Annotated in this window: 16 protein-coding genes; 6 read left to right on the top strand and 10 right to left on the bottom strand. The window is 73.1% G+C overall.

Translation table 11 applies throughout. The features are described 5' to 3' along the window. Window positions 1-274: 274 nt before the first annotated feature. A complete protein-coding gene (locus ACIQFU_RS16830; protein WP_402552177.1) occupies window positions 275-1,078 on the top strand; it encodes an enoyl-CoA hydratase/isomerase family protein in 804 nt (267 codons plus the stop codon). A gap of 46 nt (window positions 1,079-1,124) precedes the next feature. On the opposite strand, the gene ACIQFU_RS16835 is transcribed toward ACIQFU_RS16830, so the two are convergent. Both ACIQFU_RS16835 and ACIQFU_RS16840 read right to left on the bottom strand, forming a co-directional pair. Then, entirely contained in the window at window positions 1,125-1,709 is a 585-nt protein-coding gene (locus ACIQFU_RS16835; protein WP_402552179.1) for a DNA-3-methyladenine glycosylase I, read from the bottom strand. Further along, complete coding sequence (locus ACIQFU_RS16840; protein ID WP_402552344.1) at window positions 1,706-2,065, bottom strand: DivIVA domain-containing protein; 360 nt, start codon at window positions 2,063-2,065, stop codon at window positions 1,706-1,708. Before ACIQFU_RS16840 ends, ACIQFU_RS16835 begins: the two co-directional genes overlap by 4 nt. 205 nt (window positions 2,066-2,270) lie before the next feature. Between ACIQFU_RS16840 and folP the strand changes: the two genes are divergently transcribed. Further along, window positions 2,271-3,143, top strand: a complete 873-nt coding sequence (folP, locus tag ACIQFU_RS16845) for a dihydropteroate synthase (protein ID WP_402552345.1) — start codon at window positions 2,271-2,273, stop codon at window positions 3,141-3,143. Between the two features lie 390 nt (window positions 3,144-3,533). On the opposite strand, the gene ACIQFU_RS16850 is transcribed toward folP, so the two are convergent. Then, window positions 3,534-4,292, bottom strand: a complete 759-nt coding sequence (locus ACIQFU_RS16850; RefSeq protein ID WP_402552181.1) for a TIGR00730 family Rossman fold protein — start codon at window positions 4,290-4,292, stop codon at window positions 3,534-3,536. A 117-nt stretch (window positions 4,293-4,409) separates the two neighbouring features. Beyond that, window positions 4,410-5,489 (bottom strand): succinyl-diaminopimelate desuccinylase, encoded by a 1,080-nt coding sequence (gene dapE, locus ACIQFU_RS16855; protein ID WP_402552182.1) that lies wholly within the window; start codon window positions 5,487-5,489, stop codon window positions 4,410-4,412. Window positions 5,490-5,635: 146 nt separating this feature from the next. On the opposite strand from dapE, the gene ACIQFU_RS16860 reads away from it, so the two are divergent. Further along, a complete protein-coding gene (locus ACIQFU_RS16860; RefSeq protein ID WP_402552347.1) occupies window positions 5,636-6,541 on the top strand; it encodes a heavy metal transporter in 906 nt (301 codons plus the stop codon). A 320-nt stretch (window positions 6,542-6,861) separates the two neighbouring features. Beyond that, window positions 6,862-7,233, top strand: coding sequence for an ATP-binding protein (locus tag ACIQFU_RS16865; protein WP_402552184.1), 372 nt, complete (start codon window positions 6,862-6,864; stop codon window positions 7,231-7,233). Window positions 7,234-7,647: 414 nt separating this feature from the next. On the opposite strand, the gene ACIQFU_RS16870 is transcribed toward ACIQFU_RS16865, so the two are convergent. Together ACIQFU_RS16870 and fdxA are read right to left on the bottom strand one after the other, a co-directional pair. Further along, window positions 7,648-8,745 carry a bifunctional succinyldiaminopimelate transaminase/glutamate-prephenate aminotransferase gene (locus tag ACIQFU_RS16870; RefSeq protein WP_402552186.1) on the bottom strand — a complete coding sequence of 366 codons (1,098 nt, stop codon included), beginning with the start codon at window positions 8,743-8,745 and terminating at the stop codon, window positions 7,648-7,650. Window positions 8,746-8,861: 116 nt separating this feature from the next. Next, the gene (gene fdxA / locus ACIQFU_RS16875) at window positions 8,862-9,182 is read right to left on the bottom strand and encodes a ferredoxin (RefSeq protein WP_003973842.1); all 321 of its coding nucleotides are present in this window, start codon (window positions 9,180-9,182) and stop codon (window positions 8,862-8,864) included. Window positions 9,183-9,322: 140 nt separating this feature from the next. Between fdxA and ACIQFU_RS16880 the strand changes: the two genes are divergently transcribed. Both ACIQFU_RS16880 and ACIQFU_RS16885 read left to right on the top strand, forming a co-directional pair. Continuing rightward, complete coding sequence (locus ACIQFU_RS16880) at window positions 9,323-10,339, top strand: GNAT family N-acetyltransferase (RefSeq protein WP_402552188.1); 1,017 nt, start codon at window positions 9,323-9,325, stop codon at window positions 10,337-10,339. A gap of 46 nt (window positions 10,340-10,385) precedes the next feature. Continuing rightward, on the top strand, window positions 10,386-11,261 hold the full coding sequence (locus ACIQFU_RS16885; RefSeq protein WP_402552190.1) for a transglutaminase-like domain-containing protein: 876 nt from the start codon (window positions 10,386-10,388) through the stop codon (window positions 11,259-11,261). Between the two features lie 131 nt (window positions 11,262-11,392). Here ACIQFU_RS16885 and ACIQFU_RS16890 read toward each other — a convergent pair whose 3' ends face one another. Genes ACIQFU_RS16890 through ACIQFU_RS16905 form a run of 4 tightly spaced genes read right to left on the bottom strand, consistent with a single transcriptional unit; the run spans window position 11,393 to window position 14,815 of the window. Beyond that, window positions 11,393-12,007: a DNA-binding response regulator gene (locus ACIQFU_RS16890; protein ID WP_402552191.1), complete on the bottom strand. Its 615-nt coding sequence runs from the start codon at window positions 12,005-12,007 to the stop codon at window positions 11,393-11,395. Further along, window positions 12,004-13,173, bottom strand: coding sequence for a sensor histidine kinase (locus ACIQFU_RS16895; RefSeq protein ID WP_402552193.1), 1,170 nt, complete (start codon window positions 13,171-13,173; stop codon window positions 12,004-12,006). The genes ACIQFU_RS16890 and ACIQFU_RS16895 overlap by 4 nt, the downstream gene beginning before the upstream one ends. After that, window positions 13,170-13,910 (bottom strand): ABC transporter permease, encoded by a 741-nt coding sequence (locus ACIQFU_RS16900; protein WP_402552195.1) that lies wholly within the window; start codon window positions 13,908-13,910, stop codon window positions 13,170-13,172. Before ACIQFU_RS16900 ends, ACIQFU_RS16895 begins: the two co-directional genes overlap by 4 nt. Continuing rightward, a complete protein-coding gene (locus ACIQFU_RS16905; protein WP_402552197.1) occupies window positions 13,907-14,815 on the bottom strand; it encodes an ABC transporter ATP-binding protein in 909 nt (302 codons plus the stop codon). Before ACIQFU_RS16905 ends, ACIQFU_RS16900 begins: the two co-directional genes overlap by 4 nt. Window positions 14,816-14,846 lie beyond the last annotated feature (31 nt).

A 14,846-nucleotide genomic window follows, 5' to 3' on the forward strand; every position in this document is an offset into this window, starting at 1 on the left:
CGGCATCGAACACATTGCTTCCCAGCCATTATCCCGCATCCCAGGACCCGATGACCAACATCAGTCGGCATCGCTTGGGCAACGCGCGCGAGCAAAACCACTCAATTCGGCGATGTGACTGCGATACTGCGCGCCCTCGCCTGCTTCCACCGAACGGATACGGACCGGAATTCTTTGACGCAGGTCACATCGCCCGGCCGATCCGTTCCCGGTGATCTCCGTCATGCTGTCTGACGGACACAAGCCACTGCATGCCACTACGGAGGGGATCTCCATGGCCGACACCGTGCTCTACGAGGTGAGCGACGGGCTCGCGACGATCACGCTGAACCGCCCCGAGGCGATGAACGCGCTGAACATCGAGACCAAGGTCGCGCTCCGGGACGCGGTGCGCTCCGCGGCGGCGGACGACGCCGTACGGGCGGTGCTGCTGACCGCGGCCGGTGAGCGGGCGTTCTGCGTCGGCCAGGACCTCAAGGAGCACATCGGCCTGCTGGCCGCCGACCGGGAGACCGGCTCGGGCCAGACCATGAGCACGGTGGGCGAGCACTACAACCCGATCGTGCGGGCGCTCGCCGGGGCCGAGAAGCCGGTGGTCGCCGCCGTGAACGGCGTGGCGGCCGGGGCGGGCCTCGGTTTCGCCCTCGCGGCGGACTACCGGATCGTCGCGGACACGGCGACGTTCAACACGTCCTTCGCGGGCGTGGCGCTCACCGCGGACTCCGGCATCTCCTGGTCGCTGCCGCGTGTCGTCGGCCCCGGGCGCGCCGCCGACCTGCTGCTCTTCCCGCGCAGCATCGACGCGCAGGAGGCGTACGAGCTGGGGATCGCCGGCCGGGTCGTTCCCGCCGGCGACCTGCGCGCCGAGGCCGAGAAGACGGCGCGGGCGCTGGCGGAGGGGCCGACGGTGGCGTACGCGGCGCTGAAGGAGGCGATGGCGTACGGGCTGACGCACTCGCTCTCCGAGACGCTGGACAAGGAGGACGAACTGCAGTCGCGGGCGGGCTCCTCGGAGGACCACGCGATCGCGGTGCGGGCGTTCGTCGAGAAGCGGAAGCCGAAGTACCTGGGCCGGTAGGCGGCCGGTGGCGGGCGCCCGGTGACGGTGGCGGGCGCCCGGCGGCTCAGGCGCGGCGGGCCACGCACGCCGCCAGGTGGTCGTCGACCAGCCCGCAGGCCTGCATCAGCGCGTACGCCGTGGTCGGGCCGACGAAGCGCAGGCCCCGCCTCTTCAGGGCCTTGGACAGCGCCGTGGACTCCGGCGTGACGGCCGGGACGTCGGTGAGGGTCTTGGGGACCGGCCGGCCGGCCGGATCCGGGGCGTGGGACCAGATCAGCTCGTCCAGGTCGCCGGGGGCCCACTCGGCCAGCACGCGCGCGTTGGCGAGGGTCGCGTCGATCTTGGCGCGGTTGCGGATGATGCCGGCGTCGGCGAGCAGGCGTTCGCGGTCCGCGTCGGTGAAGGCGGCGACCTCGGCGATCTCGAAGCCGGCGAAGGCGAGGCGGAAGCCGGTGCGGCGGCGCAGGATGGTGATCCAGGACAGGCCGGACTGGAAGGCCTCCAGGCTGAGGCGCTCGTACAGGGCGTCGTCTCCGTGGACCGGGCGGCCCCACTCGTCGTCGTGATACGTGACGTAGTCCGCGGTGGACAGCGCCCAGGGGCAGCGCAGCCGGCCGTCCTGGCCCGCGACGGCCTCCCCCGCGCTCACTGCCGCTCCTCCGGGGCCTGCTCGTCCATGACGGCTCGGCGGTGGACCGCGGCGGCGCGGGCACCCGCCAGCGCGGACTCCAGGTCGGCGATCCTGGCGTCGCGCTCGGCCAGCTCGGCGCCGAGGCGGCCGAGGGCGTCGTCGACGTCCGCCATGCGGTAGCCGCGGACGACGAGTGGGAAGCGCAGCCCCTCCACGTCGCCGCGGCCCACCGGGCGGTCCGGGGGCAGTGCGTCCCGTACCCGCTCGGGTGCGGCGTCGGGCAGCGGCCCGCTGTCGCCGCCGCCCACCACGGCGAGCGTCACCGCGGCCACGACGACGGCCAGCGCGATGACGAGGAACAGGAACATGACCATCGCTGGGGCCCCCATGGTCGGGTCGGAGTCCGCACCGAGTCGGTGTGCCGGAATCGGTGCGCCGGAATCGGTGGAGTCGGTGTGTCGGAGTCGGTTGTGTCGGGTCCGATCGTGCCATGCGAGTCTGACAGTCGGGGCCGCGGCCGTCGAAGGACGGTGCACCCGAGGTCGAGTTCAGGACGAGAGAACGGGTATGGACGCGAAGATGTCACAGGGGACGCTCAGGCTGGGCAGGCGTGAGTTCACGGCGCACGAGCCGGTGATCATGGCGATCGTGAACCGGACCCCCGACTCCTTCTACGACCAGGGGGCGACCTTCCGCGACGAGCCCGCCCTCGCGCGCGTGGAGCAGGCGGTGGCCGAGGGCGCCGCGATCATCGACATCGGCGGGGTGAAGGCCGGCCCCGGGGACGAGGTGTCGGCCGCGGAGGAGGCCCGGCGGACGGTGGGCTTCGTCGCGGAGGTGCGGCGGCGCTTCCCGGACGTCGTGATCAGCGTGGACACCTGGCGGCACGAGGTCGGCGAGGCCGTGTGCGAGGCAGGGGCGGACCTGCTGAACGACGCGTGGGGCGGCGTCGACCCGAAGCTCGCGGAGGTCGCGGCCCGGTACGGGGTGGGGCTGGTGTGCACGCACGCGGGCGGCGCCGAGCCGCGGACGCGGCCGCACCGGGTGGCGTACGACGACGTCATGGCCGACGTCCTGCGGGTGACGCTGGGGCTTGCGGAGCGGGCGGCGGGGCTCGGGGTGCCGCGGGAGTCGGTGCTGATCGACCCCGGGCACGATTTCGGCAAGAACACGCGGCACAGTCTGGAGGCGACGCGGCGGCTCGGGGAGATGGTGGAGACGGGGTGGCCGGTGCTGGTGTCCCTGTCCAACAAGGACTTCGTCGGGGAGACGCTGGACCGACCCGTGAAGGAGCGGGTGATCGGCACGCTGGCGACGACGGCGGTGTCGGCGTGGCTGGGGGCTCGGGTGTACCGGGTGCACGAGGTGGCGGAGACCCGGCAGGTACTGGACATGGTGGCGACGATCGCCGGGCATCGGGCGCCGGCGGTGGCCCGGCGGGGGCTGGCGTAGTCGGCGGTGCCCTCCGGGCGGGCGGGGCGGGTCTGAGGGGCGTGCGCCCGCGGAGGCGGCGGGCTGGGGGTGGGTTTTCGCCCCCGCCGCCCTTACCCGTTCCCATCCCCAGGGGCTCCGCCCCTTCGACCCCGCCAGGGGCTCCGCCCCCTGCACCCCGCCAGGGGCTCCGCCCCTGCACCCCGGCGGGGGCTCCGCCCCCTGCACCCCCGGCTCGGGCATCGCGCCCGCGCCCCTCCGGCTCCGCCCCTGTACCCCCGACTCGGGCATCGCGCCCGCGCCCCTGGCTCGGGCGCCGTGCCCTGCACTCCCGGCTCAGGCATCGCGACGCACCGTGGCTCGGACACCCCAGTAGCGCCGGCTCGGGTGTCGTGTTCGGTGTTGTGGGGGTTAGCGGCCCGCCTCCTTCGAGACCAGGGCCACCGCCTCGTCGACGTCGTCGGTGACGTGGAAGAGCAGGAGGTCCTTCTCGGCTGCCTTGCCCTGGGCGACCAGGGTGTTGCGGAGCCAGTCGACGAGGCCGCCCCAGTACTCGGAGCCGAACAGGACGATGGGGAAGCGGGTCACCTTCTGGGTCTGCACCAGGGTGAGGGCCTCGAAGAGCTCGTCCAGGGTGCCGAGGCCGCCGGGGAGGACGACGAAGCCCTGCGCGTACTTCACGAACATCATCTTGCGGACGAAGAAGTAGCGGAAGTTCAGGCCGATGTCGACGTAGGGATTGAGTCCCTGCTCGAAGGGCAGCTCGATGCCCAGGCCGACCGAGGTGCCCTTCGCCTCCAGGGCGCCCTTGTTGGCCGCCTCCATGGCGCCGGGACCGCCGCCGGTGATGACGGCGAAGCCCGCCTCAACCAGGCCGCGGCCCAGCCGCACGCCCGCCTCGTACTCCGGCGAGTCGGCCCCCGTACGGGCGGAACCGAAGACGCTGATGGCAGGCGGCAGTTCGGCCAGGGTGCCGAAGCCCTCGATGAACTCCGACTGGATGCGCAGCACCCGCCAGGGATCGGTGTGGACCCAGTCCGTCGGGGCACGCTCGTCCAGCAGCCGCTGGTCCGTGGTGCTCTCCTGCACCTGGTCCCGCCGCCGGAGGACGGGGCCGAGGCGCTGCTCCTCCGGTGGCCGCTTCTTGCCCTCGGGGTTGCCGGTAGCCATGCGCTCTCCCTCCATTTGCGGGTTCTTCGACCTCAGCGTAGATCTACGCGGGTTACGTGCGAGGGACCTCAGCATGTCCGCCACGCTGCGGCACAAACCCGCCGCGGCTGCCGTGGATCATGCCGTCAGCCAGGAACGCAGGCGCTCCTCGCCCGCGAGGATCTTCGCCACCTCGACCCGCTCGTCGCGCTTGTGGGCCAAGTGCGGGTTGCCCGGGCCGTAGTTGACCGCCGGAACGCCGAGCGCGGAGAAGCGGGACACGTCCGTCCAGCCGTACTTGGGCTGCGGGGTGCCGCCCACCGCCTCGATGAAGGCAGCCGCGGCCGGGTGGGACAGACCGGGCAGGGCCGCCCCGCTGTGGTCGTCCACCACGAAGTCCGTCACCCCGCAGTCGGCGAAGACCTCGCGCACATGGGTGAGGGCCTCCTCGGGGCTGCGGTCGGGGGCGTAGCGGAAGTTGACGGTGACCACGCACTCGTCGGGGATGACGTTGCCCGCGACCCCGCCCGTGATGCCGACCGCGTTGAGGCCCTCGCGGTACTCCAGGCCGTCGATGACCGGGTAGCGGGGCTTGTACTCCGCCAGGCGCGCGAGGATCGGGGCGGCGGCGTGGATGGCGTTGGAGCCCATCCAGGAACGCGCGGAGTGGGCCCGCTCGCCGGTCGTCTTCAGCAGGACCCGGAGCGTGCCCTGGCAGCCGCCCTCCACCTGGCCGTCGGACGGCTCCAGGAGTACCGCGAAGTCGCCCTCCAGCCACTCGGGGTGCGCCTCGGCGACGTGCTTCAGGCCGTTCAGCTCGGCGGCGACCTCCTCGTTGTCGTAGAAGACGAAGGTCAGGTCGCGGTTGGGGGCGGGGACGGTGGCCGCGATGCGCAGCTGGACCGCGACGCCCGCCTTCATGTCGCAGGAGCCGCAGCCCCACAGCACCCCGTCCTCGTCCAGCCGGGAGGGGACGTTGCCGGCGATCGGCACCGTGTCGATGTGACCGGCCAGGATCACCCGCTCCGCGCGCCCCAGCTCCGTACGGGCGACGACGTTGTTGCCGTACCGCTCGACCGACAGGTGGGGCAGGTCCCGCAGGGCGCTCTCGACCGCGTCCGCCAGCGGCTTCTCCGTGCCGCTCTCGGACGGGAAGTCGACGAGCCGCGCGGTAAGCTCCGCGGCGTCCAGCGTGAGGTCAAGCGGGGTATCGGCCATGGTCCCGACCCTAGCGCCATGCCCTTCGGGGCACTGTGCCCACCCGGCGGACACCGGACCCTACCCTCCAGTACCTTGTACGCGTGCTTCAGCCGTCCCCGCCCCGCAAACGCCGTGGCCGCCTCGCCCGTTCGGGCGCCGCCTCCATGGCTCTCCTCGCGGTCGCCGCTTATCTGGCGGTGCAGTACGTCGCCGGGGGTGCGGGCGCTCCGGGCTGCAAGGTGGCCTCCGGCAAGGGCGGCCGGACGACCTACGAGTTCACGCCGGAGCAGGCCGTGAACGCGGCGACGATCACCGCCGTGGGCACCGCGCGCCAGCTGCCGGAGCGGGCCGTGACGATCGCGCTGGCGGCCGCACTGCAGGAGTCGACGCTGCGCAATCTGGACTACGGCGACAAGGACTCGCTCGGGCTGTTCCAGCAGCGGCCCTCGCAGGGCTGGGGCAAACCCGAGGAGATCATGGACCCGGCGTACTCGGCGGGCCTGTTCTACGACCACCTGGTCGAGGTGCCCGGCTATCTCGACCTGCCGCTGACCGACGCCGCCCAGCGCGTGCAGCGCAGCGCCTTCCCGTACGCGTACGCCAAGCACGAGCCGGACGCCGAGCTGCTCGCCGCCGCGCTGACCGGACGGTCCGCGGCGACGCTGACCTGCGAGGGTCGCCCCGGCCCGACGCCTCAGAAGGGGCCGGACGCGGTACGCGCGGCGCTGGTGCGGGACTTCGGGCACGCCGTGCTCGAACCGGCCGGCGCGGAGGTGGCCGACGGCACCGGCGCCACCCGCTCCGCGGGGGCCTCCGACGAGCGGACCGTGACGGTGCCCGTGACCGGCGGCACCGGTGCGGGCGGGGAGCGGGAGACCGGGCGGCGCGGCTGGCAGGTGGCGCACTGGGCGGTCGCCAACGCCTCCTCGCTGCACATCCAGCGGGTCACCTACGCGGGCCGGGAGTGGACCGCGGGCAACACCGACAGCAAGTGGTACCCGACGAGCACCCGGGGCACCAAGGGCGCGGAGCGGGCGGCGGGTCCGGTGCGGATCACGTCCTCCTGGTAGCTCGCCCGTACGAACCGTCATGCCTGAGAGTGGCCCGCGTCGGCGCGGAGCACGGGTTTTCGCGGGCTCACCCCCGGGTGTGTCGGACCCCAGGAAAATCAAGAGCCGTAAGGATTCAGCAGACTTTCCGACCGGCGCCCATTTGCCCGTTTTTCTGTGCACCCGATAATGCGACGCATTACCAACTCTTTACGTTGGGCCGCCGCAACCTTCGCGGGTCTCGAGCGGTAGTCACTGCGTCCGAGCCCGGTCGATCACCCTTCGATCGCTCCCCGGGCCCGGTCGGATTCCCCATCGTTGACTTCCGTCGAAGGAGCATCATGTCCCTCCCCCTGACTCGCCGGATCGCCCGTGCCGCGCTGCTCGTCGCTGCGGGAGCGGCTGCCGGGGTCGGTGCGGCCGGCTCCGCCGGCGCGGCTCCCGAGCTGCCGGCCACCCCGAACCTCGGGGGACTGACCGCCCTGGACGGGGCGAACGTCGGCAACACCGTCGACTCCGCGGCCCAGAACGTCACCGGGACCGCGGGCGACACCGGTGGATCGGTCGTCAAGAAGGCCGCGCCGGCCGCGCAGAGCGCCGCCGGGGGCGCGGCGGGGGCCGCCGGGGACATCGTGGGTGACACTGCGGCGACCGCGACGAAGGGTGGGCTGCCGACGGACGCGCTGGGCAAGGGTGGGCTGCCGGTCGGCTAGCGCCGGGCTTGTGCGGCGCCGGGGTCCGGGGTTTGTTTCCTGGGCCCCGGCGTTTTCGTCTTACGCCGGGGCAGTGGGCGTGTCTTGGCCGTGGCCCGGCGTCGGGGGCTGTGCCCACCCGTTCCGCCCTGCGGAACGACTGCCCACAGCCGGGGTGAAACGACGGCCCGCAGCCGGGGCGGAACGGGTCGGCACGGCCAGGGCGAACGACCGCCCACAGCCGAGACGGACGACCGCCCACAGCCGGGGCTGAACGACGGCCCGCAGCCGGGGCGGAACGGGTCGGCACGGCCGGGGCGGAACGGGTGGACACGGCCGGGGCGGACGACCACCCACAGCCGAAGCGGGACGACCGCCCGCAGCCGGGGCGGAACGACGGCCCGCAGCCGGGGCTGAACGGGTGTCGTAGTGGGGTCAGGGCTGCAGTCTGGTCGCTGCTTGTTGGACTCGTTCGTCTGTTGCCGTCAGGGCTACGCGGACGAAGTTCTCGCCCGCCGGGCCGTAGAAGTCGCCCGGGGCCACCAGGATGCCGCGGTCGGCCAGGTGGGCGACCGTGGTCCAGCAGGACTCGTCGCGGGTGGCCCAGAGGTAGAGGCCGGCCTCGCTGTGCTCGATGCGGAAGCCGGCGCCCAGCAGGGCCTCGCGCAGTGCAGTGCGGCGGGCCGCGTAGCGCTCCCGCTGGACGCGGACGTGCTCGTCGTCGCCGAGGGCCGCCACCACGGCCGCCTGGGTCGGCGCCGAGGTCATCATGCCGCCGTGCTTGCGGATCTGCAGGAGCGGTCCCAGGACCGCGGGGTCACCGGCGAGGAAGGCCGCGCGGTAGCCCGCGAGGTTGGAGCGCTTGGAGAGGGAGTGCACGGCGACCAGGCCGTCGTACGAGCCTCCGTTGACGTCGGGGTGCAGGACCGAGACCGGGTCGGCCTCCCAGCCCAGCTCCAGGTAGCACTCGTCGGAGACGACGAGGACGCCGTGCTCGCGGGCCCAGGCCACGATCCGGGTCAGGTCGGCCTTGGACAGGACCTTGCCGGTCGGGTTGGAGGGGGAGTTCAGCCAGAGGAGCTTCAGGCCCGCCGGGTCCAGCCCGGTCGGGTCCTCGTACGCCTCGTACTCCGCGCGGGCGAGGCGGGCGCCGACCTCGTAGGTCGGGTAGGCCAGGCGCGGAAAGGCAACCCGGTCGCCGGGGCCCAGGCCCAGCTGGGTCGGGAGCCAGGCGACGAGTTCCTTGGAGCCGACGACGGGCAGCACGTGGTGGTGGGTGACGCCCCGGGCGCCGAGGCGGCGCTCCACCCAGCCGGTGATCGCGTCGCGCAGCGCCGGGGTGCCCCAGACGGTCGGGTAGCCCGGGGAGTCCGCCGCGTCGACCAGGGCCTTCTGGATCAGCTCGGGGACCGGGTCGACCGGGGTGCCGACGGAGAGGTCGACGATGCCGTCCGGATGTGCGGCGGCCGTCTTCTTGTACGGCTCCAGCTTGTCCCAGGGGAAGGTGGGCAAGCGGTCGGAGACTGCGGACACGTTACTGGCTCACTTTCGTCGTGGCCGCCCGGCAGGGCAAACGCCTCGGCCCCGTACGGCGCCGATCGGGGTGACCGGGCCGTACGGGACCGAGGCGGCGCGTGTGCGGGCCGCTCTTACTGGTTCTGCGGCGGCAGCGCGGCGACGAAGGGGTGGTCGCGCTCGATCAGCCCCAGCTTGCTGGCGCCGCCGGGCGAGCCGAGCTCGTCGAAGAACTCGACGTTCGCCTTGTAGTAGTCCTTCCACTCCTCGGGAGTGTCGTCCTCGTAGAAGATCGCCTCGACCGGGCAGACCGGCTCACAGGCACCACAGTCGACGCATTCGTCCGGGTGGATGTACAAGGACCGCTGGCCCTCGTAGATGCAGTCGACCGGGCACTCCTCGATGCACGCCTTGTCCTTCACGTCGACACAAGGCTGCGCGATGACGTAGGTCACGCTGTCGTTCCTCCTCGATAGGGCGCTGGCGGGCCTCCGTAGGCTCCGCCGCCTGGCGCGCGGGAGCGCGGCGTCGTCGATGCCCGCCCCTAGTATCTCCGTTCTTGGGCATGATCCGAACAGGAGGGGTGGACAGACCCGTGGAAATCTCTGCCGCCGGGCGTCTTGAGGTCCGTATCACCACTGCTGACGTGGGCAAACGAGTCTCCGTACGGCGCTTGAGCGATGCTGGTGTCGCCGGTGACAAGTTCACCGACACGGTAGGCGTTCTCACATCATGGACCGACGGTGTGCTGCTCATCACACGAAAGAGTGGTGAGTCCGTCCGTATCGCCGAGTCCGCGCTGGTCGCCGGGAAGGTCGTGCCGCCCGCGCCCGCCCGCCGCCGCGGGCCCGCCGCGTCCTACGAGGAGCTGGCACGGGTCGCCGCGCGGGCCTGGCGCCCGGTGGAGAGCGAGCGGCTCGGCAACTGGGAGCTGCGGGCGGCCGGGGGCTTCACCCGGCGGGCCAACTCCGTGCTGCCGCTCGGCGATCCGGGGCTGCCGCTGGACGAGGCGCTGACGGCCGTACGGCGCTGGTACGGCGAGCGGGGGCTGCCCGCGTACGTCCAGACCGCCACCGGCGCCGAGGGCACGCAGGAGCTGCTGTGCGCGGAGCTGGAGCGGCGGGGCTGGGTCCGGGAGGTGACGGCCGAGGTGTGGACCGGCGGGCTCGCACCGGTCGCCGATCTGGCCGAGGGCACCGGTGTGGTCCTGTCCCGGGAGGCGGGCGAGGCGTGGCTGGCCCGGTATCAGCGCAAGGGCGTGAGTGACGTGGCCCTGCGGGTGCTGGGCGGGGGGCCGTCGGTGTGGTTCGCCGCGGTGCCCGGTGCGGACGCGAGCGGGGTTCCGGCCGCGATCGGGCGGTGCGTCGTGGACGGGCGCTGGGCCTCATTCGCCGCCGTCGAGGTCGACCCCGCGCGGCGGCGCCAGGGGCTCGCGACCACCGTGATGGCCGCGCTGGCCCGGCGGGCGCTCGACGAGGGCGCGTCGGCGGCGTCGCTCCAGGTGGAGACGGACAACGCGGGGGCCGGGGCGCTGTACGCCGGGATGGGCTTCGCGGCGCACCACGCCTACCACCACTACCGGGAGCCCGGGCACGCCGGGACGGACCGGTAGTCGATCGCGTCTCGGCAGCACGGAACGGAAAGGGCACGAGCCGGCCATGCGTCACCCCCATCCTCCCCACCCCCCGTCGCCGGAGCGTTCGGCCGAGGTGCGGCGGCGGTTCGCCGAAGAGGCGCGGTCCGAGCGGCCCGACCTGGCCACACTGTGCCTGCTGGTGGGCGCGGAGGCGGACGGCGCCCTGGACGAGCCGGCTCTGGACGCCGCGCAGGTGGAACTGGACCGGCTGGCCGGGGAGCTGCCGTTCCGGCCGGGTACGCCGCGTGCCTGGGCACGGGCTCTGCGGGACCTGCTCGGCGAGCGGTACGGGTTCCACGGGGTGGGCGCGGACTACCAGCGGCTGGAGTCGTCGTTGCTGCACGAGGTGCTCCGGCGGCGGCGCGGGCTGCCGATCCTGCTGTCGGTGGTGTGGCTGGAGGTGGCCCGGCGGGCGGGGGCTCCGGTGTACGGGGTCGCGCTGCCGGGGCACTTCGTGGTCGGGTTCGGGGCGGCGTCCGGGGACACGGCGGCTGAGCGGGTGCTCGTCGATCCGTTCGACGGGGGGCGGCTGCTCGGCAGGAAGGACGCGGAGGTACTGGTCGCCGGGGCCACGGGGGCGGAGCTGCGGCCGTCGATGCTGGAGCCCGCGGCGCCGTTGGAGGTGGTGTCGCGGGTGCTGAACAACATCCGGGCGTGGGCGGCGGGGCGGCCTGAGCAGTCAGCGGTGGGGCTGTGGGTGATCGAGCTGGCGCTGCTGCTGCCGGCGCATGCGGCGCGGTTGCGGTACGAGCGGGCGCGGTTGCTGGTGCAGCGGGGGGAGTTCGTGGCGGGGGCACGGGAGTTGGAGGCGTATGCGGAGGTGGTGGGGGCGGTGGACGGCGGGGGCGCGGAGGCGGTGCGGGGGGAGGCTCGGGCGGCTCGGGCGATGTTGAACTGACCGCCGGGGGGCGGGGGGGGGTGTCGCTTGCCCGCGCTGACGGGTGCCGCCTGCGCCCACCCGTGCCGCCCCAGCGGCACGACTGCCCGCAGGCTGGGGGGTGCGCGGCGGCTGCCCGCAGGCTGGGGGGTCTACAGCCAGCCCTTGTTCCTTGCTACCCGTACTGCCTCTGTTCTGTTTCTGACCGCCAGTTTTTGGATGGCCGTGGAGAGGTAGTTGCGGACCGTGCCCTGGGAGAGGTGGAGGGCCTTGGCGAGTTCGGCGTTGGTGGAGCCGTCGGCGGCGGCGCGGAGGACCTCGCGTTCGCGGTCGGTGAGGGGGTTGGCGCCCTCGGCGAGGGCCGCCGCCGCGAGGGTCGGATCGATGACCCGCTCCCCCGCCAGCACCTTGCGTACCGCTGCGGCGAGTTGGGCCGCCGGGGCGTCCTTGACCAGGAAGGCGTCGGCGCCGGACTCCATGGCGCTGCGCAGGTAGCCGGGGCGGCCAAAGGTGGTGAGGACGACCAGCTTCACGCCGGGGAGTTCCCGGTGGACCAGGGCCGCCGCCTCGATGCCGGTCGCGCCGGGCATCTCGATGTCCAGCAGTGCCACGTCCACCCCGTGGGTGCGGGCGGCGTCCAGCACCTCGTCGCCGCGGGCGACCTGGGCGACGACCTCGATGTCCTCCTCCAGGCCGAGCAGGGCGGCCAGTGCCTCGCGGACCATCGCCTGGTCCTCCGCCAGCAGGACCTTGATCGTGCGGCTCATGCCCCGGATCCTACGTCGGCACCGACACCGGCAGGGACGCGGGCGACCAGCCGGAATCCCCGGCGGGACCCGCTCGTCTCCAGTGTGCCGCCCACCTTCTCCAGACGTTCGGTGAGGCCGGTGAGGCCGTTGCCGGGGGCGTTCGCGGGGGCGGCGGGGCCGCCGGAGCCGTTGTCCTCCACCGACAGTTCCAGCACCGCTCCGTCCAGCGTCTGGCGTTCCAGCAGCTCCACCACGCAGCGCCGGGCGCCGCTGTGCCGTACGACGTTGGTGACCGCCTCGCGCAGCGCCCAGGCCAGGGCCGCCTCGGTCTCCTCGGCCAGGCCGGCCGGGTCCGGTTCGCCGGGCAGTTCGGCGTCCACTCCGGCCGCCGTCAACGCGACCTTCGCGCCCGCGAGTTCGGCGGCCAGGCGGGCCCGGCGGTAGCCGGTGACGGCCTCGCGGACGTCGACGAGGGCCTGGCGGCTGACCTGTTCGATGTCGGCGACCTGCTGGGCGGCCTTGTCCGGGTGGGCGGGGAGCATCCGGCCGGCCAGCTCGCTCTTCAGGGTGATCAGGGAGAGCGAGTGGCCGAGCAGGTCGTGCAGGTCGCGGGCGAGGCGCAGCCGTTCCTCGTTGGCGGCGAGCTGGGCGACGGTGGCGCGGGCCTCGCGCAGCGCGATGGTGGTCCGGACCAGCTCGCGCACGCCCGTCATGGCGAAGCCGCCGAGCAGCGCCGGGAGCAGCAGCCCGGCGATGAAGGAGGTTCCGCCGGGGACCGCGAGCGCGAGGGCCGTCAGCAGCGCCGAGGCGCCCGGGATCGTCCAGCGGGCCAGGCGCAGCGGCAGGGCGGCACCGGACGCGATCGCGACGTACACGAAGAGGACCAGCCACTCGCGGCCCAGGGTGAGGGCGAGGAGGGTGGACTGGGCCGCGAGGACGGCGAGGGAGCCGAGGACCAGCTTGGGCCGGTCGCCGCGGCCGGTGCGGAAGAGCAGCAGCATGTACCAGACCACGAAGACGGCGAGGCCGAGCCAGCCGAGGACCTGGACGCCGACGGCGTGACCGCCGTGCAGCAGGTCGCTGACGGGGGCGCCCAGGTAGGCCAGCCAGATGGCCGTCCACATGATCTTGACGGTCTTCTGCCTGCGGTTCTCCGGGCGTTGCCCGATGCCGACGCCGCTCACGCCTTCAGCGTGTCCTTCCGGTAGAGCCAGGCCGCGCCGCCCGCGAAGAGCACGAAGTAGACGGCGAGGACGGCGAGGTCCTGTGCGTGTGGGGCGTGACTCTGTTCGATCGACTGCCCGAGGGCAGCGTACGCGTGCGTCGGCAGCCACTCGGCGATGTCCCGCAGCCACTGCGGGAAGGTGGTGGTGGGCATCCACAGGCCGCCGAGCATGGAGAGCCCGAAGTACACGATCATCGTGATCGGGCGGACCGCGTCCCCGGTCGCCAGGTATCCGATGGCGACGCCGAGTGCGGCGAAGACCAGGCTGCCGGCCCAGATGACGCCGGTCAGGGCGAGCCACTGCCAGGCGTCCAGGCGTACGTCCTTCACGGTCGCGGCGACGACGAAGACGACGACGATGGAGGGCAGGCTGACGACGGCGGCGCTCGCGGTCTTGGCGAGGACGTAGCCGCGGCCGGGCAGGGTGGTGAGCCGCAGCTGCCGTACCCAGCCGCTCTCGCGCTCCTTGGCGATGCGTTCGCTGTTGCCCATCAGTACGGCGGTCAGCGCGCCGAAGGAGGCCATGGAGACCATGAAGAAGGTCGGCAGGGTCAGGCCGGTGCCGTCGACCTCGCTGGTGGCGTCGGCGCTGCCCGCGATCAGCAGGAAGAGGGCCGAGGGGTAGATCACCGAGAAGAAGAGGAATTTGCGGTTGCGCAGGGCTCGGGTGAGTTCGAGCTTGTTCAGGCTGTTCACTGCTGCTTGGCCTCCTCGGCGGCGGTGAGGGCGACGAAGGCCTGCTCGAGTCCGAGGCCGGCGACATCGAGGTTGCGGGGGTACAGGCCGAGCCCGTACAGGGCGTGCACGGTGGCGTCGGCGTCGGAGGACTGGACGCGGACGGTCTGGCCGGACACGTCCACCGAGGTCAGGTGCGGCAGTCCGCGCAGGGCCGCCTCGTCGATCGTGCCGTCCAGGTCGAAGGAGATCCGGCGGGCTCCGGCCCTGGCCTTGATCTCGGCGGCGGTTCCGTCGGCCAGCAGCCGGCCCCGGTGCAGGACGAGCACCCGGTCGGCGATGGCGTCGGCCTCCTCCAGGTAGTGGGTGGCGAACAGCACCGTGCGGCCCTGGTCGGCCTGTTCGCGCATGGTGGCCCAGAAGGCCTGGCGGGCGGTGACGTCCATGCCGGTGGTGGGCTCGTCCAGGACGATCAGGTCACTGTCGCCGGCCGTTGCGAGCGCGAAGCGGACCCGCTGGGCCTGGCCGCCGGAGAGCTTGTCGACCCTGCGGTCGGCGATCTTCGTGAGTCCGGCGCGGGCCAGCACGTCGGCGGGCGGGTACGCCTTGGGGTGCAGCGCGCAGGCGAGCCGGACGAGTTCGGCGACCGTGATCTCGTCCATCAGGCCGCCGCTCTGCAGCATGGCGCCCACCCGTCCGGCGACGATGGCCTCGCGGGGTTCGGTGCCGAAGACCTGGACGGTGCCGCCGTCGGGGCGCCGCAGGCCGAGCAGCAGGTCGAGCGTGGTCGACTTGCCCGCCCCGTTCGGGCCCAGCAGGGCCACGGTCTCCCCCGGGTGCAGGGCGAGCGTCAGCCCGTCGACGGCGCGGACGTCGCCGTACGCCTTGGTCACCTGGTCGAAGCCGACCACCGTTGTCCTCGTCATGCCCCCATCGTGGTGGCGGCGGGCGGGTGTC

Origin of the sequence: Streptomyces sp. NPDC093065 (genome assembly GCF_044754585.1) — a bacterium.
In the GTDB taxonomy this organism is placed as follows: Bacteria; Actinomycetota; Actinomycetes; order Streptomycetales; family Streptomycetaceae; genus Streptomyces.